General features: G+C 71.9%; 15 protein-coding genes. 5 read left to right on the top strand and 10 right to left on the bottom strand.

Going from position 1 to position 17,288, the window contains the following annotated elements; translation table 11 throughout:
* Positions 1–120: 120 nt before the first annotated feature.
* The 4 genes from PV341_RS06110 (at position 121) to PV341_RS06095 (ending at position 3,203) form a co-directional block, all read left to right on the top strand.
* Positions 121–1,692: an oxidoreductase gene (locus PV341_RS06110; protein WP_500330536.1), complete on the top strand. Its 1,572-nt coding sequence runs from the start codon at positions 121–123 to the stop codon at positions 1,690–1,692.
* Between the two features lie 144 nt (positions 1,693–1,836).
* Positions 1,837–2,544 carry an LON peptidase substrate-binding domain-containing protein gene (locus PV341_RS06105; protein ID WP_500330535.1) on the top strand — a complete coding sequence of 236 codons (708 nt, stop codon included), beginning with the start codon at positions 1,837–1,839 and terminating at the stop codon, positions 2,542–2,544.
* 17 nt (positions 2,545–2,561) lie between these two features.
* Positions 2,562–3,062, top strand: coding sequence for a Cys-tRNA(Pro) deacylase (gene ybaK, locus PV341_RS06100; protein WP_500330533.1), 501 nt, complete (start codon positions 2,562–2,564; stop codon positions 3,060–3,062).
* Between the two features lie 66 nt (positions 3,063–3,128).
* A complete protein-coding gene (locus tag PV341_RS06095; protein WP_488180945.1) occupies positions 3,129–3,203 on the top strand; it encodes a 50S ribosomal protein bL37 in 75 nt (24 codons plus the stop codon).
* 15 nt (positions 3,204–3,218) lie between these two features.
* Here the strand turns inward: PV341_RS06095 and PV341_RS06090 are convergent, their stop codons facing one another.
* The 4 genes from PV341_RS06090 to PV341_RS06075 all read right to left on the bottom strand — a co-directional run bounded on the left by PV341_RS06090 (position 3,219) and on the right by PV341_RS06075 (position 7,136).
* Positions 3,219–3,827 (bottom strand): ABC transporter permease, encoded by a 609-nt coding sequence (locus PV341_RS06090; protein ID WP_500330532.1) that lies wholly within the window; start codon positions 3,825–3,827, stop codon positions 3,219–3,221.
* Positions 3,828–3,894: 67 nt separating this feature from the next.
* Complete coding sequence (locus PV341_RS06085) at positions 3,895–4,611, bottom strand: ABC transporter permease (protein ID WP_500330585.1); 717 nt, start codon at positions 4,609–4,611, stop codon at positions 3,895–3,897.
* Between the two features lie 202 nt (positions 4,612–4,813).
* Entirely contained in the window at positions 4,814–5,833 is a 1,020-nt protein-coding gene (locus PV341_RS06080; RefSeq protein WP_500330531.1) for an ABC transporter ATP-binding protein, read from the bottom strand.
* Positions 5,834–5,888: 55 nt separating this feature from the next.
* The gene (locus PV341_RS06075; protein WP_500356941.1) at positions 5,889–7,136 is read right to left on the bottom strand and encodes an NYN domain-containing protein; all 1,248 of its coding nucleotides are present in this window, start codon (positions 7,134–7,136) and stop codon (positions 5,889–5,891) included.
* A 204-nt stretch (positions 7,137–7,340) separates the two neighbouring features.
* Between PV341_RS06075 and PV341_RS06070 the strand changes: the two genes are divergently transcribed.
* Positions 7,341–7,514, top strand: a complete 174-nt coding sequence (locus PV341_RS06070; RefSeq protein WP_499511332.1) for a hypothetical protein — start codon at positions 7,341–7,343, stop codon at positions 7,512–7,514.
* Between the two features lie 92 nt (positions 7,515–7,606).
* On the opposite strand, the gene dnaE is transcribed toward PV341_RS06070, so the two are convergent.
* The 6 genes from dnaE to PV341_RS06040 form a co-directional block, all read right to left on the bottom strand.
* Complete coding sequence (dnaE, locus tag PV341_RS06065; protein ID WP_500330528.1) at positions 7,607–11,185, bottom strand: DNA polymerase III subunit alpha; 3,579 nt, start codon at positions 11,183–11,185, stop codon at positions 7,607–7,609.
* 125 nt (positions 11,186–11,310) lie between these two features.
* Positions 11,311–12,285, bottom strand: a complete 975-nt coding sequence (locus tag PV341_RS06060) for a zinc metalloprotease (RefSeq protein WP_500330527.1) — start codon at positions 12,283–12,285, stop codon at positions 11,311–11,313.
* Positions 12,286–12,573: 288 nt separating this feature from the next.
* Positions 12,574–14,238, bottom strand: a complete 1,665-nt coding sequence (locus PV341_RS06055; protein ID WP_500356939.1) for an alkaline phosphatase D family protein — start codon at positions 14,236–14,238, stop codon at positions 12,574–12,576.
* Between the two features lie 127 nt (positions 14,239–14,365).
* Positions 14,366–15,172, bottom strand: coding sequence for a thioredoxin domain-containing protein (locus PV341_RS06050; RefSeq protein WP_499511336.1), 807 nt, complete (start codon positions 15,170–15,172; stop codon positions 14,366–14,368).
* Between the two features lie 53 nt (positions 15,173–15,225).
* Positions 15,226–15,873 carry a hypothetical protein gene (locus PV341_RS06045; RefSeq protein ID WP_500330523.1) on the bottom strand — a complete coding sequence of 216 codons (648 nt, stop codon included), beginning with the start codon at positions 15,871–15,873 and terminating at the stop codon, positions 15,226–15,228.
* 63 nt (positions 15,874–15,936) lie between these two features.
* Complete coding sequence (locus tag PV341_RS06040) at positions 15,937–17,253, bottom strand: DUF2252 domain-containing protein (RefSeq protein WP_500330522.1); 1,317 nt, start codon at positions 17,251–17,253, stop codon at positions 15,937–15,939.
* Positions 17,254–17,288: the final 35 nt, after the last annotated feature.

The raw sequence follows: 17,288 nt of genomic DNA, 5'->3' as shown, positions 1-17,288 counted from the left end.
GTAGAGAACCGCCCTCACGGCCTTCGTCGAGTATCAGTCCGTGATACGCGTACGGGCCCCGTCCCATGATCTCCCCGGCTAGCGTTTCCGTCGTCGTCGCCAGCCACGGGAGGGAAACCGGTGACCGAGCCGTCGGACGTCGCGCCGCCGCACGACTGGAGCGCTGTGGAGCAGGGCCTGTGGGAGGCCTTCCGCCGGGGAGAGCTGTACGACCTGCGCACCGGCATCCCGGAGCGGGACGACCCGGCCGCCGACCGCTTCTGGGGACCGGACCGCACGGTGCGGGCCGAGGTGATCGCCAAGCTGCTGCTCGACGGGCCGCAGGCCGCCTCGGGGCGCGTGTCGTGCGTGAAGCTGTCCGGGGCCCAGATCAGCGGTCAGCTCAACCTCTCGGGCGGCACGGTGGTGCCGTACGTGGAGCTGCACGACTGCCGCTTCGAGCAACAGGTGCTGCTCGCGGAGTGCAGCTTCACGACCCTGCGCATGGTGCGCTGCGCCATACCGCGGCTGGAGGCGGCCCGTCTGCACACCTCGGGGGACCTGCACCTGCCGCAGTGCACGATCGAGGGCGGGATACGGCTCACCGACGCCCACATCGGCACGGACCTGCTGCTCAACCAGATCACCCTGCGCAAGGACCGGCACGGCCGGGCGCTGGCGGCCGACGGGCTCAGCGTCGCCCAGGACGTCGAGGCCGAGCTGATCGAGGCGACCGGCGAGATCAGCCTGCGCAGCGCCCGCATCGGCGGCCGGCTCAGCCTGCGCGGCAGCCGGCTGCACAACCCGTACGGGCGCTACGCGCTCAACGCGGCCCGGGTCACCGTCGAGCACACCCTCTACCTGAGCGCGGGCTACGTCGGCACCGGCGGATCCGGCGGCGGCACCCCGCCGCTGGGCGTGCGCACCCGGCGCTTCAGCTCGGACGGCGGGGTGCGGCTGGACGACGGCCGGTTCGGCAACGCGGTGATCATCCACCAGGCGCGGTTCCGGCTCACCGGCGGCCAGCAACTGTCACTGCGCCGGATCCAGACGCCCGAGCTGCGGCTCACCCTCGACCAGCCCCCGACCGGGACGATCTCGCTGGCGGGCGCGCGGGTGGGCAACCTCACGGACAGCCGTACCTGCTGGCCCGACGCCGGCGGTCTCGACCTGACCGGCTTCGCCTACGGCTCCCTCAGCCCCGAGGGCGCCTTCCCGCTGCGCGCCCGGATCGCCTGGCTGGCCGCGGCCACCCCTGAGTACAGCCCCGAGCCGTACGAGCACCTGTCGGCCGCCCTGCGCGCGAGCGGCGAGGACGCCGACGCCCGCGAGGTGCTGCTGGCCAAGCAACGCCGGCGCCGCGAGACCCTCCCCCTGGCGGGCAAGCTCTGGGGCTACCTGCAGGACGTGACCGTCGGCTACGGCTACCGCCCGGGCCGCGCCGCCATATGGATGGCGCTGCTCTGGGCCTTCGGCGCGGTCTTCTTCACCGCGCACGGCAGGCCCGATCCCGTCGACGGCGGCGCCTTCCCCCACTGGAACCCCTCCCTGTTCGCCCTCGACCTGCTCCTGCCGGTCATCAACCTCGGGCAGGACAACGCCTGGCGCCTGACCGGCAACGCCCAATGGGCCGCCGCGGTCCTCAGCATGCTCGGCTGGATCCTCGCCACCACGGTCGCCGCCGGCGCCTCCCGCCTGCTGCGCCGCGGCTGACGCCGCCGCGGGCCTGCGGGCCCGGCGAGCCGGTGCGCCCGGTGGGGGGCGATGGCCGCATACGGGTCGTCCGGGGCGAAAACGGGTGGTGCGGGACGAGGGCGACGATGGGGGTGAACGCCGCAGGCCCTAGGATTGCTGACCGTGACCGCTCGCCTTCCGCTCTTCCCGCTCGGCTCCGTCCTCTTCCCGGGGCTCGTGCTGCCGCTGAACGTCTTCGAGGAGCGCTACCGCGCGCTCTTCCGCGACCTGCTGGCCCTGCCGGAGGACGCGCCGCGCACCTTCGGCGTCGTGGCGATCCGGGACGGCCACGAGGTCGCCCCCGCCGGGGCGGAGGAGGCCGCCGCCGGGTACGCGCCGGACCTGTCCGGGGCGCTGTACGCGCTGGGCTGCACCGCGGACGCGGCGACGATCGGGGAGCGCGAGGACGGCGGCTTCGACGTCGTGGCGACCGGTACGACGCGCTTCCGGTTGCTGTCGGTGGACGCCTCAGGGCCGTACCTGGTCGGAGAGGTCGAGGCGGTCCCGGAGGAGCCCGGCACCGGGTCGGGGGCGCTGGCGGCCGACGTGGCGCGGGCCTTCCGCACCTACCAGAAGCGGCTGGCCGGGGCGCGGGAGCGGAGCCTGGCGGGGAGCCAGGAGCTGCCGGACGACCCGACCGTGCTGTCGTACCTGGTGGCGGCCGCGACCGTCGCCGAGACCCCGGAGAAGCAGGCCCTGCTGGAGGCCCCGGACACCGCGGCCCGGCTGGAGCGGGAACTGCGGCTGCTGCGCCGCGAGGCGGCCGTCATCAACAAGCTCGGCACCCTGCCCGCCGTGGACCTGACCCGGCAGGTCCCGAGCCCGAACTGACGTATCCTCACAGCGCCATGGCCAAGAAGAAGCAGTCATCCTCCGGCGGCACGCCCGCCACCGTCGCCCTGGAGAAGGCGGGTGCCGCCTTCACCGTGCACGCGTACGCCCATGACCCCGCCTCGGAGCTCGGCTACGGGGAGGAGGCCGCGCAGGCGCTGGGCACCTCCCCCGACCGGGTGTTCAAGACCCTCGTCGCCGACGTGGACGGGGCGCTGACCGTCGCCGTCGTCCCCGTCGCGGGCTCACTGGACCTCAAGGCGCTGGCCTCCGCGGCCGGCGGGAAGCGCGCCGGTATGGCCGATCCGGCCGCCGCCGAGCGGACCACCGGATACGTCAGGGGCGGCATCTCCCCGCTGGGGCAGCGCAAGCGGCTGCGCACCGTCGTGGACGCCTCCGCGCTGGAGCACCCCACGGTCTTCGTCTCGGCGGGCAAGCGCGGCCTGGAGGTCGAGCTGGCGCCGCAGGACCTGGTGCGGCTCACGGACGCGGTCGTCGCGCCGATCGGTCGCGCCTGACCCCTGGACGGCGGGCCCGTACGGGCGCACTCTGCCGGGAAGCACACCCGGTCCAGGGGAGGCCCGATGTCCAAGCGCACCCGCAAGCGCAAGTGGCGGATCAAGAAGCGCAACGCCAACCACGGCAGGCGCCCGGCGTGACCTGCGGGCCGCGGGTCACGCGCCCGGGGGCGGCGGCGTCCACTGCACGGTGGGGGGCTGCTCGTCGCGGGGGCCGAAACCCGTGGTGAGCAGCAGATGGGTGAGGACGGCCCCTACGGGCCAGGCCAGGAGCGCGCCCTTGGCCTGCAGTGCGAGGGGGCCGTCGAACACCTTCTTCGCGCCGACCGCCCTGGCGTGCGCGATCAGGTCGCTGGTGGGGCCGAGCCAGGTGCCCAGCCGCCAGGCCAGCAGGGAGCCCAGTACCGCGCCCACCGCCATGCCGAGGACGACGCCGACGCCTCCGCGCCGGTTGCGCCAGAAGACGACGGCCCCGGTCAGCACTCCGATGCCGAGCCCGAGCAGCACGAAGACGCCGTCGGCGCCGATCGCCTGCTCCCCCTCGGTGTCCTTGAGGTAGACCGCCTTGCCGTCGGAGACCAGCGGGATCCGCGGCGCGAGCCACAGCCACAGCAGGCCGAGGACCACGCCCGCCACGGCCACGAGCACCGCGGTCAGCGCGCCGCTCTTGAGCTCCCGGACGGGATCCATGCGGCTCTCCTGCTGCGGGAACGGCGGCAGCGGCGCGGGCGGCCATTGATCATGGGGGGTCAGGGGTGCGGTCACCCTGCCATCGTGCCAGGTCCTTCCGTGGCACGCGGCACCGGCACCTCACCGGCACCACACCCACGGGTCACCGGCAGGCCGCCCGGCGGTAGGCCCAGGTGGCCACGGCCAGCGACACCAGGCCCACGGCCGCGCACACCGACAGGTCGGTGGTGATCGCCAGCCAGTCGGGGTGGGCGTCGAAGCTGCGGATGAAGGCCTCCACGCCGTAGGTGGAGGGCAGCAGGTCCCGTACGTAGCCGATGGGCCGGGGGAGGTTGCCGGCCGGCAGCACTCCCAGCAGCAGCGCCGCGGACATGCCGAGCTGACCGGCGAGGGTGGCCAGTTCCTGGCGCGGCGCGAACAGCCCGAGCGCCGCGCCCAGCCCGGACAGCGCGGCCCCCGCCAGCGGGATGACCGCGGCGAGGATCCACAGGTGGGCGAACGGCAGCTGGAACAGCGCACAGCCGATGCCCGCCGTCACGAGCGTCCCGGGCACGGTGAAGGACGCGTACGCGCCTGCCACGCCCAGCACCACGGCGGCCGGTGGCACCGGCAGGGTGGCGTAGTGGTCGAGCCCGCCGGAGGCGCGCAGCTGCCCGAAGTACTGGGCCAGCAGGTTCAGCGCCACGAAGGCGACGACCAGCACGCTCGACCCGGCGACCACCGCACGCGCGGCCGGGCCGCCGTCGACGACGCCACGCATCATGATCATGATGCCGACCGACTGGAAGGTCGCCACGAACAGCAGCGGGATCCGGGCGACCTTCGCCCGGGACAGCTGCGCCCGGTACACCGCCGCCATCGCCGGCAGCAGCCGGGCGCGCGGGGCGAGCGTCGCGGCCGCCTCGCCGAGGGGGGCGGCGGGCGCCGCCGGTGCCGCCGTCCGGGTGTCCGCTCCCGCGGAGATGATCGTCACTCCACGCCGCCCCGCTGCGCGGTGCCGCGCATGTCCAGGTCCACGTTCCGGTCCACGTCCAGGGTCACGTCTTCGCCGTTGCCGCCGTTCACGCCTTGACCAGTCCCTTCCGGCGGCCGCCGAGCGCCAGGTAGACATCCTCCAGGCTCGGCGCCGTCAGGGTGAAATCGTCGAGCGCGCCGAAGGCCGGGCCGCCGGTCAGCTCGGCGACCACGGAACGGGCCCGCTGCTGCGGCAGCCGCAGCGTCCACCGGCGCCCGGTGACGTGGGCGGCGTCGCGCAGGGCCGCCACGACGGGCACCGACAGCGGGGGCGTCTCCCGCCACACCAGGTCCAGCCGTACCTCGTCGGCGACGAGTGCCTTCAGCCCGGCCGGGGTGTCGCAGGCGATGACCCGGCCGTCGTCGATGACCGCGACCCGGTCCAGTACGGTCTCCGCCTCGATCACGTTGTGGGTGACCAGCAGCACGGTGGTGCCGCGTTCGGCGCGCCGCCGGTCGACCGCCGCCCACACCGCGCGCCGGGCGACCGGGTCCATGGCGGTGGTCGGCTCGTCCAGCACGAGCACCGGCCGCTCGCCCACCAGGGCGGCGGCGAAGCAGGCGAGCCGCCGCTCCCCGCCCGACAGCCTCTTCACCGGCCGTGAGGCCAGGGCCGTCAGGTCCAGCTCCTCCAGGACGGCGTCCCGCTCGGCGCGCGCGGCCCTGGCGTCCAGACCGCGCAGCCGTCCGGTGGTCTCGGCGGCCAGGGCGACGGTCAGCTCGTCCAGCGCGCTCGACTCCTGGCCGAGGTAGCCGACCAGCCGCGCCGCGCGCTCCGGGTGCCGGACGAGGTCGTGCCCGAGGAGCTGGACGGTGCCCGCGTCGGGGCGCAGCAGCCCCGTCAACTGGCGTACCAAGGTCGTCTTCCCGGCACCGTTGGGGCCGAGCAGCCCGAAGATCTCACCGCCCCGGATGTCCAGGTCGATGCCGTCGTTGGCGCGCACCGGGGGGCTCGCGGCGCCGCGCCGCCCCCGCCCGGCCGGATAGCTCTTCACCAGCCCGCGCACGGTCACCACCATCGCCGTCCGCGTGGTGGCGCCCTGTCCCGTGCCCGTACTCACGAGCATCGAGCCTACGCTGCATCCCGTCCGGGACGTGCCGCAGGGTCGGGTCCGGGCGCGCTCACTCCCCCGGAGAGGCCCTCGCGACGACCGCGCGGGCGTCGATCTCGCGCCAGAAGCCCGCCCGGATGGCGTAGCGGTCGTGTTCGTCGATCTGGTCGTCCTTGTGGGCCAGCAGCCCGAACCGGGCGGCGTAGCGCAGCAGCTCGCCGTCGATGCGGTGCGGGACGCGCGGGTACTCGGCGGAGAGCACCTGGAGGTGGGACGTGTCGGTGAGCCGGCCGATCCAGCGGCGGGCGAAGACCTGGCCGACCTCGTACGGGTCGCCGCTGACGGCGGTGATGTCCTCCTCGCGGTCCGCCCAGCGCTGTTCGGGGCTGGTGAGCTGGGCCAGCGTGGGCAGGCCCGCGTCGGCGGCCTCGGCGCCGCCGACCAGCCCGCGGTCGGAGGACCAGCGCAGGGTGGCCCCGGTGGCGGACGGGGAGGCGGGGTGCGGGGAGGAGTGCCCGCGGTGGACGATGCCGGCGACGTCCTTGGGGGTGGGCACCATGCCCTTGCCGGTCGCGGCGGCGGGCGATTGCGGGTTCGGGCGGGTGCCGTTGCGCTCGACGGTGACGACCTGGGGCGCGACGGCGGCCGGCTCCGCGGGCTGGTCCGCCGCGGGCTGCGGCTCGGCGCTGCGGGTGGTCTCGGGCAGCGGCGCGGACAGGATCGCGGCGATCTCGGGCCGCGGGGTGAGTGGCGCGCAGACCCCGGCGGGTTCGCGCACGTGGATGGCCCGGGTGATCCACTCCCGGTCCAGGACGCGCCGCTCGTCGGCCTCGGCGACCAGGTCCTCGGACTGGTTGAAGTCGCCGTCGGCGGCCTGCACGGCCCACAGGTGGACGGCGACGCCGTGCTCCTTCGCCGACATCATGCCGGGCAGGAGGTCGCCGTCGCCGGTGACCAGGACGACGTCGGAGCAGGCGCGGTTGCGGGCCAGCTCCGACAGCTCGGCGTGCATGGCCGCGTCGACGCCCTTCTGCGCCCAGCGGCCGTCGGTCCGGGTCAGCGCGCCCAGGCGGACCGTCACCCGGGGCATCACGCGCAGTCTGCGGTGCTCCGGCTGGGGGACGCGGTCGGGGGCGCCGTCGAACCAGTAGATCCGCAGCAGCGGCTGGCCCGTCTCCTTCTCGGCGCGCTCCCGCAGGCCCGCGACGACCTCGGCGTGGTCGACCGTGATCCTGGACCGTGAGGGCTCTCCGGCGAGGAGGCTCGCGGCAGCCCCGAGCAGGTAGCCGGCATCCACGAGGACGACGCAGCGGTCCATCGGTCTCACCCTCTTCTCCGAAAGTCCTGCCGTCCGTCCCCCCGGTAACGCTGTTGCCCCGAGTCTGCCCGAACACCGGGGCGTTGTGACCGGTTACGCGATCACCGGCGCGCCACACTCTGCAACTGCCCGAAATGCGACCTTCGTACTCCCGTGCAAGCCTGAGTGCGGCCCATCATCCGAGATTTCCCCCAAGGAGGAATCGTGGGCAAGAACAAGAACCGGGGCGAACGTACCGGCCAGCACCACGACCGCAGCGCCGCGACCACCGAAGAGCACGCGAAGAGCGCAGGCGGACGCGAGCAGATGGCGATGACGGTCCCGGGCGCCGAACCGCACGTGTCGCAGAAGCGGCAGAAGAAGTTCGGCCACAACTAGCGCGCGAGCGCCGGACACTCACGACCGAGGGTGGCACCCCGTCCGGAAGGGGTGCCACCCTCGGCACGTCCGCCCGCTCGCGCGGGAGGTGATCAGCCCGCCTGCTGCTGGGCGGTGGCGAGACAGGAGGGGCCCAGGAGGGCCTTGAGGTCGCCGAAGAGTGCCGGGTCGGGAGTGACGCGGTGGCGGTCGAGCCGCAGCACCGTCGTCTTGCGGGCGCCCTGCAGCCGCACCCGGACCTCGGTGCTCCCCTTGTGGCTGGCGAGCACCTCGCCGAGGCGGGCGATCAGCGGCGGGGTCACCTTCACCGTCGGGATGGAGATCGTCACCGGCGCGTTGGTCCCGGCGTCGGTGAGGTCGGGGACCATCAGTTCCATGGCCACCAGGCGCGGCACGTCCTCGCGCTTGTCGAGCCGGCCCTTGACGAAGACGACGGCGTCCTCGACGAGCTGGGTCGAGATCAACTGGTACGTGGCCGGGAAGAACATGCAGTCGATGGAGCCGCCGAGGTCCTCGACGGTGGCGATGGCCCAGGCGTTGCCCTGCTTGGTCATCTTGCGCTGCAGACCGGAGATGATGCCGCCGATGGTGACGATCGCGCCGTCGGCGTAGTCGCCGGCCAGGGCCGAGACGGAGGCGTCCGCCTTGTCGTTGAGGACGTGCTCGATGCCGAAGAGCGGGTGGTCGGAGACGTACAGGCCGAGCATCTCGCGCTCCTGCGCGAGGAGGTACGTCTTGTCCCACTCCACGTCGGAGAAGGTGACGTCGAGCCCGAAGCCCGGTTCGTCGCCCCCGGCGTCGTCACCCATGCCGCCGAAGAGGTCGAACTGGCCCTCGGCCTCCTTGCGCTTGACCGCGACCACGTTGTCGATCATCGGCTCGTAGTGCTCGGTGAGGCCCTTGCGGGTGTGGCCCATCTCGTCGTACGCGCCGGCCTTGATCAGGGACTCCACGGTGCGCTTGTTGCAGACCACGGCCTCGACCTTGTCGAGGAAGTCGGGGAAGGAGGTGTACTTCCCCTTGGACTTGCGGCAGCGGATGATCGAGTCCACCACGTTCTGGCCGACGTTGCGGACGGCGGTGAGGCCGAACAGGATGACGTCGTCGCCCTGCGCGGTGAAGTTCGCGTCCGACTCGTTCACGTTCGGCGGGAGCACCTTGATGCCCATGCGGCGGCACTCGTTGAGGTAGATCGCCGACTTGTCCTTGTCGTCGCGCACGGAGGTGAGCAGCGCGGCCATGTACTCGGCCGGGTAGTTGGCCTTGAGGTAGGCCGTCCAGTACGACACCAGGCCGTACGCGGCCGAGTGCGCCTTGTTGAAGGCGTAGCCGGCGAACGGCACCAGCACGTCCCACAGCGCCTGGATCGACTGGTCGCTGTAGCCGTTCTTCCGGGCGCCCTCCTGGAAGATGGTGAAGTTCTTGGCCAGTTCCTCGGGCTTCTTCTTGCCCATGACGCGGCGGAGGATGTCGGCCTCGCCGAGGGAGTACCCGGCGATGATCTGGGCGGCCTTCTGCACCTGCTCCTGGTACACGATCAGGCCGTAGGTGACGTCGAGGACCTCCTTGAGGGGGGCCTCGAGCTCCGGGTGGATCGGGGTGATCTCCTGCTGCTTGTTCTTCCGCAGGGCGTAGTTGATGTGCGAGTTCATGCCCATCGGGCCCGGCCGGTAGAGGGCCGAGACGGCGGAGATGTCCTCGAAGTTGTCGGGCTTCATCATGCGCAGCAGGGAGCGCATGGGGCCGCCGTCGAACTGGAAGACGCCGAGGGTGTCGCCGCGGGCGAGCAGGTCGAAGGTCTTGGGGTCGTCGAAGGGCAGGGCCAGCAATTCGATGTCGACGCCCTTGTTGGCCTTCACGAGCTTGACCGCGTCGTCCATGATCGTGAGGTTGCGCAGGCCGAGGAAGTCCATCTTCAGCAGGCCGAGCGATTCGCAGCTCGGGTAGTCCCACTGCGTGATGGTGACGCCGTCGGAGTGCCGCACCCAGACCGGGGCGTGGTCCACGATCGGCTCGCTGGACATGATCACACCGGCGGCGTGCACGCCCATCTGCCGGACCAGGCCCTCGACGCCGCGGGCGAGGTCGATGACCTTCTTGGCGTCGGGCTCGTTCTCGTACATCGAGCGGATCTCGCCGGCCTCGCTGTAGCGCGGGTGCGAGGAGTCGGTGATGCCGGAGAGCGGGATGCCCTTGCCGAGGACGTCGGCGGGCATCGCCTTGGTGAGGCGGTCGCCGACGGCGTACGGGTAGCCCAGGACGCGGGCCGAGTCCTTGATCGCGTTCTTGGCCTTGATCGTGCCGTAGGTGCCGATCATGGCGACCTTGTCGGCGCCGTACTTCTCGGTGACGTACCGGATCACCTCGGCGCGCCGGCGCTCGTCGAAGTCGATGTCGACGTCGGGCATGGAGACGCGCTCGGGGTTGAGGAAGCGCTCGAAGATCAGGCCGTGGTCGATCGGGTCGAGGTCGGTGATGCCCATCGCGTACGCGACGATCGAGCCGGCCGCGGAACCGCGGCCGGGGCCCACGGCGATGCCGTTGTTCTTGGCCCACATGATGAAGTCGGCGACGACGAGGAAGTAGCCGGGGAACCCCATCTGGATGATGGTGTCCATCTCGTACTCGACCTGCTTGATCCTGTCGTCCGGGATGCCTCCGGGGTAGCGGCGCTGCATGCCGCGCATGGTCTCCTCGCGGAACCAGGTGACCTCGGTGTACCCCTCGGGGACGTCGAAGCGGGGCATCAGGTTCCGCGCCTCGAACATGCCCTCGGTCTCGACCTGCTGCGCGACCAGCAGCGTGGTGTTGCGGCAGCCCTCCTGCCAGGCGTCGGAGGAGTCGATGGCGAACATCTCGTCCGTCGTCTTCAGGTAGTAGCCCGTGCCGTCGAAGCGGAAGCGGTCCGGGTCGGAGACGTTCTTGCCGGTCTGGATGCACAGCAGCGCGTCGTGGGCGTCGGCCTCGCTCGCGTAGGTGTAGTGCGAGTCGTTGGTGACGACCGGCGGGATGCCGAGCTTCTTGCCGATCTCCAGCAGCCCGTCGCGGACCCGGCGCTCGATCTCGATGCCGTGGTCCATCAGCTCCAGGAAGTACCGCTCCTTGCCGAAGATGTCCTGGTATTCGGCGGCGGCCTTCACCGCCTCGTCGAACTGGCCGAGGCGGAGCCTGGTCTGCACCTCGCCCGAGGGGCAGCCGGTGGAGGCCATCAGGCCCTCCGACCACTGGGCGATGGTCTCCTTGTCCATGCGCGGGTACTTGGTGAGCCAGCCCTCGGCGTAGGCGTCGGAGGAGAGCCGGAAGAGGTTGTGCAGACCCGTCGCGTTCGCCGCCCAGATCGTCTTGTGCAGGTACGAACCGGAGGCCGAGACGTCGTCCCGCTTCTGGTGCGGCTGACCCCAGGTGACCTTGCGCTTGTTCCGCCGCGACTCGGGGGCGACGTACGCCTCGATCCCGATGATCGGCGTGATCCCGGCGCCCTTGGCCTGGTGGAAGAAGTCGTACGCCCCGTGCAGGTTGCCGTGGTCGGTCATGGCGATGTGCGTCATGCCCATCTCACCGCAGGCCTTGAACATGTCCTTGAGCCGCGCCGCTCCGTCCAGCAGGGAGTACTGGGTGTGGACGTGAAGGTGGGTGAACGGCGTGGTCACGGGAAGCGACACCTCCGGCATCGGTCGTCATCTGGCGGCGTTGGAATCCTACGCCGGGGGTCCGACAGCCGATGCCATTCCCGCGCTCCCCGCCCTCGCCGCCGCGGCCGGCCGGCCCCGTGACCGGCCGGACGCGGACGGTGGCGTCAGCCCGCCCGGTAGGCGGCCCACGAGCTCTTCATGCGGCTCACCTGGCCTGCGGTGAACTGGTACATGCAGGAGTCGTAGGTGTAGTCCATGAAGTTGTGGATGGGGTCCACCCCGCCGGCCGTGCAGGTGTCACGGCCGGTCGGGCAGGCGCTGGCGGCGGTCTTCTCGGCGGGCGTGTCGGAGACGTAGTCGCCGTTGGCGCCGCAGCCGCCCTGGAAGGTGTGGTAGAGGCCCATCCAGTGGCCGACCTCGTGGGTGGCGGTGTCGCCCTGGTTGTAGTTGGTGGCGGAGCCGCCGGGGACGGACGCGTCGAGGATGACCACGCCGTCGTCCTCGGGGTCGCCGGCGTACCAGCTCGGGAAGGTGGCCCAGCCGAGCAGGTCGTCCTGGAGGTTGGCCGAGTAGATGTTGAGCGCGCTCGCGCCGCCCTTGCGGAGGCTGGTCTTCATCGAGGTCTCGGCCGAGGAGCCCTCGGTCAGGTTGTACCAGGCGGCCTTGTCGGTGTAGTCCGTCGCGACCAGCGAGAACCGGTAGCCGGAGTCGACGTTGCCGGTGCCCTGGCCGGCGTAGGCCGCGTTGAGCACCGCTATCTGGCCGGCGACGGCGGCGGCGCTGAGCTTGCCGGTGCTGCCGCTGTGGATGACGTGCCAGTAGACCGGGATGGTCGTCGTCGCGGCGGCGGCGACCCGGGATCCCTTGCTCTCGGCCTTGATCTTCGCGACGCGCTTCCTCAGGTCCGCGTCCATCGCCTTGGCGGTGGCGTCGCTGATGGCGTTGGGCTCGTGGGCGGTGGAGCCCTTCATCTTGCGGGCCGCGGCGTCGCCGCTGTCCGCGCACTGCTCCGCGGGGGTCCTCGCGTGCGCGGAGGCGCTGCTCACGGTGGCCGTCGCGCCGGTGAGGGGGAGCAGGGCCAGGGTTCCGGCCACGGCGGCGAGACCGACGAGACGGCGGGAACGGGGGGTGCGTGACATGTGGGGGCACTCCTCGTGGGACGTACGGGAGGAATTTCCTCCTCGCCGCCCGGAGGTTATGTGTCCATGCCAGAACCGGTGCAGCCCCCTTCCGGCCCATTGGCGGACAGAGGGTAATCCCTAGACAACGAAGGACCCTTGAGGGTCCGTGCCGGCCGGCGTAACACCGCGGAACGCGGGGCGGGCGGTGTGTCCGGATTCGGACCCGGGGGCTCCCCACCGCCCGCCCCGCGCCGGCCGGTCCCCGCACGGCACGGGGGGTTGGCCGGAAATCGACGTTCGGGAGGCTCAGCGTACCGGCGAGTAGACCCGCTCGACCTTCTGCGTGCCCGACAGGGTGCGGTACGAACGCTCCCAGGTCGACGAGGCGTTCGGGTCGGTGCGGTCGGAGAGCGCGTAGTAGTCCATCTGCGCCCGCTCGCCGGTGATGTCCAGCACGCCGTAGCCGTGGGAGTCCATGTCCAGCCACTTCACATGCCGGTTGGCGGCCTTCACGGCGGCCTCGGCGACCGTGGAGACGGTGTCCGGGGCGACCTTGAGGATGTCGTCCAGGTTGTCGGAGGTGATCGAGGTGACCACGAACTCGGTCGCGGCCGAGGCCGACAGCGGGTAGGTCGCCGCCTTCACCGGGACGTCGTTCGCCCACGCCATGTGGATGTCGCCGGTCAGGAACACCGTGTTGCGGATGCCGTTGTCCCGCAGGTGGGCCAGGATCTCGCGGCGGTCGTCGGTGTAGCCGTCCCACTGGTCGACGTTGACCGCCAGGCCTTCTGCGGGCAGGCCGAGCAGCTTCGCCAGCGGCGCCAGCAGGTGGTCCGGCAGCGCGCCGAAGGCGACCGGCGAGATCATCACCGAGTTGCCGATCAGCCGCCAGGTGGTGTCCGAGGCCTTCAGACCGGCCTTCAGCCAGTCCAGCTGGGCCCGGCCGGTGATCGTCCGGTCCGGGTCGTCCACCGAGCCGCTGCCGATCGAGGCCTGCTGGGAGCGGAAGGAGCGCAGGTCGAGCAGGGACAGGTCGGCGAGCTTGCCGAAGCGCAGCCGCCGGTAGGTGGTGCCGGCCACCGAGGGACGCACCGGCATCCACTCGAAGTAGGCCTGCTTGGCGGCGGCCACCCGGGCCGTCCAGGCGCCCTCGGCGCCCTCGGTGTGGTTCTCGGCGCCGCCGGACCAGGCGTCGTTGGCGAACTCGTGGTCGTCCCAGATCGCCACGACCGGGGCCACGGCGTGCAGCGCCTGCAGGTCGGTGTCGGTCTTGTAGCGCCCGTGCCGGGTGCGGTAGTCGGCCAGCGTGACGATCTCGTGGGCGGGCGCGTGCGGGCGGACGACGGTGCCGCGGGCGGCGTAGCCCCCGGTGCCGTACTCGTAGATGTAGTCGCCCAGGTGCAGCCAGGCGTCCAGGTCACCGCGGGCGGCCAGGTGCCGGTAGGAGGAGAAGTACCCGGCCTCCCAGTTGGCGCAGGAGACCACCCCGAAGCGCAGCCGGTCGGCGGCGGCGTTCTCGGCGGGCGCGGTACGGGTGCGGCCGGCCGGCGAGGTCACACCGCCGGCCGTGAAGCGGAACCAGTAGTCCGTGGCGGGCTGCAGTCCGCGCACGTCGGCCTTGACGGTGTGGTCGGAGGTGGCGGTGGTGGTCGCCGTGCCGGTAGCCACGACGGAGGTGAACGCCTTGTCCGTGGCGACGGTCCAGCTCACCTCGGTCGCGGGGCCGAGCCCGGAGCCCGGGACGGCCTCGGGCAGGGGAGTCACGCGCGTCCACAGCAGCACGCCGTCGGGCAGCGGGTCACCGGAGGCCACGCCGTGCAGGAAGGCGGGGCCCGGCGCGGCGGAGGCGGGGGCGGCGGAGACCGCCAGCGGTATCAGCGCGGCGCCGGTCACGACGGCGCCGGCCTTGACGACCGAACGGCGGCTCGGTGTTCTCGATGAGGTCTGTGAGGGTGCAGAGGTATCGGTCACGGGGCGTCAGATTACGCGCCGGTAACCCCTTTCCGGGACCGAATGCACAAGAGTTCGGGAGGACTTCGCCCTCCGGTCCCCGGCGTGACGCCGGGGACCGGAGGGCGGAACCGGCCACGGGCCGGTGCTACCCCTTGCCGATGATCTGGTCGACCGCGGCCGTGTACTGGTCGGCGGTCATCGCCTGCACGCTGTCGATGGTCTTGTCGTCGAGCTTCACGGTCGGCGTGCCCGTGATGCCGTCGTCGGTGAACTGCTGGTCCATGGTCAGCGCCCACTTGTCGTAGGTGCCGTTGCGGACCGCGTTCTCGAAGGTCTTGTTGCCCTTGAGCGCGTCGACCTTCTGCGCCAGTTCGATCAGCTTGTCGTCGCTGCCGAAGTCGTCCTTGGTCTCCTCGGGGTGGACGTCCTTGGAGTACAGCAGCGTGTGGTACTGGACGAACGCGTCCTTGCTGACATTCAGGGCGGCGCCCAGCGCGCTCAGCGCGTTCTTCGAACCCTGGCCCTGGGCGAGGCGGTCGTCGAGGAAGGCACCCATGGTGTACGAGATCTTGTACTTGCCGTCCTTGGCGTCCTTCTGGACGGTCTCGCCCGAGGTCTGCTCGAACTGCGCGCACACCGGGCAGCGCAGGTCCTCGTACACCTTCAGCGTGTGCTTGGCGTTCTCGTCGCCGATGACGATCGACGTGCCGTTCTTGCCCGAGGAGTTGGCCGGCTTCACCAGCGGCTTGTCCGCGGCCTTCTCCCAGTAGGTGGGCGCGTTCATCTTGACGACGGCCACGGCTATGCCGGCGCCGAGCGCCAGCACGCCCAGGACGCTGCCGCCGACGACGAGCTGCCGCCGCAGCTTGTCCCGCTTCGCCTGCCGCTCGCGCTCGACGCGCAGCCGCTCACGGGCGGCGTTCTTGGCGGCCTGGCTGTTTCGCTTGCTCATGGTGGTGTGATCTCCGACTCGTGCGTACGTGGGTGAGGGGTGGGGCGCCGTGCTCAGCGGAAGCCGAGACGGGCGGGCGGCCCTCGCCGTACGACGGAGTGCAGGAGCAGGGGCAAGGCCGGGGCGGCGGCCACGGGCCCGGCCGCGCCGGCGCGCGCGGTACCGCGCGGTCCGGCCGTCCGGAAGACGGCCACCGCGACGAGCAGCGGCCGGAAGGCGGCACGCAGCAGGCGGTGCAGGGCGTCCTCACCGCACCGCAGCCACCCGGCGGCGACCAGGCCGACGCAGACGTGCGCCAGGAGCAGCAGCCACGGCGAGGTGCCGGCGCCGGACATCCCCTGCCCCGTGGCGAGCGAGCCGCCGACGTCGCCGCCGTGGCAGGCCAGCGCCTCGTTGATCGAGCGCCACGAGCCGGTGACGGGACCGCCCCCGGGGCCGTAACAGGTGTGCTGGCCCGCGGTGAACAGCGTGTCGAGGGCCAGTTCCAGCGGGACGAGCAGCCCGGCGATCGGCCAGTAGCCGCGCTCCCGGCGGCCGAGCGCGTACGCGACCGCGAAGACGCCCGCGAAGGCCCCCGCCGTGGTCGTCATCGGCAGGGGCTCCCGCGAGAGCATGATGTGGGCGGTCGCGGACAGCGTCACGCACAGCGCGGCGAAGCATCCCGCGCGCAGTGCCCTCAGCCGGGGTCCGGTCCCTTCCATGGCGCAGAGTGTGCCATGCCGGTGTGTAAGCAATGCCTAAACCCCCGAACAAGGCGCCCGGGATCAGAGTCCCGGGATGCGCCCGTTGCGGAACAGGTCCACGAAGATCTGGTGGTCGGCGCGGGCCCGGGCGCCGTAGGAGTGGGCGAACTCCACCAGGGACTCCGTGAAGCCGTCCTCGTCCCGGGCGATGGCCGCGTCGATGGCGTCCTCCGTGGAGAACGGCACCAGCGAGTGCCCGCTCTCGTCGTCGGCGGCCGCGTGCATGCCGGCGGTGGCCCGGCCGAGGTCGGCGACGACGGCCTCGATCTGCTCCGGGTCGTCGATGTCCGACCAGTCCAGGTCCACCGCGTACGGCGACACCTCCGCGACCAGCTGGCCGACGCCGTCCAGCTCGGTCCAGCCCAGGTACGGGTCGGCGTGCGCCTGCAGCGCGCGCTGCGAGATCACGGTGCGGTGGCCCTCGTGGCGGAAGTAGTCACGCACCGCCGGGTCGGTGATGTGCCGGGAGACCGCCGGGGTCTGCCCCTGCTTCATGTAGATCACGACGTCGTTCTCCAGGGCGTCGGTGTGGCCCTCGAGGAGGATGTTGTACGAGGGCAGGCCCGCACTGCCGATGCCCACGCCGCGGCGGCCCACGACGTCCTTGACGCGGTGGCTCTCCGGGTTGATCCGGCTGGTCTCCGGCAGCGTGTCCAGGTACGCCTCGAACGCCCGCAGCACCTTCTCGCGGGTGCCGCCGTCCAGTTCCACGGCGCCGCCCCCCGCGCCGAAGCGGCGGTCCCAGGCGCGGATCTCGGTCATCGAGTCCAGCAGCCCGAACCGGGTCTGCGAGCGGGCGTGGCGCAGCGCGTCCAGCAGCGGGCCCTGCGCCGAGTCCAGCGTCAGCGCGGGGACGGCCTCGCCCTGGGCGAGGGCGCGCACGCGCTCGCGGTAGGCGGTGGCGTAGCTGCGCACCAGACCGGAGATCACGTCGTCGGCCAGGGCCTTGCTGTAGCCGATCAGCGCTATGGAGGCGGCGAACCGCTGGAGGTCCCAGGTGAAGGGGCCGACGTAGGCCTCGTCGAAGTCGTTGACGTTGAAGATCAGGCGGCCGTTGGCGTCCAGGTAGGTGCCGAAGTTCTCGGCGTGCAGGTCGCCGTGGATCCACACCCGGGAGGTGCGCTCGTCCAGGAACGGGCTGCCGTCCTTGGTGTCGGCCAGGTCCGCGTAGTAGAGGCACGCGGTGCCCCGGTAGAAGGCGAACGCCGACGCCGCCATCTTGCGGAACTTGACCCGGAACGCGGCCGGATCGGCGGCCAGCAGCTCCCCGAACGCGGTGCCGAAGACCTCGAGGATCCGCTCGCCGCGCTCTTCGTCCGTCGTCATGCCTGTGGCCATCGGTGCTGTGCCTCCTGGGCTGGTCCGTGTCTGCC

Source organism: Streptomyces sp. PA03-1a, from assembly GCF_033792805.1.
Lineage (GTDB): Bacteria > Actinomycetota > Actinomycetes > Streptomycetales > Streptomycetaceae > Actinacidiphila.
This window is presented reverse-complemented; position numbering and strand designations above follow the sequence as displayed.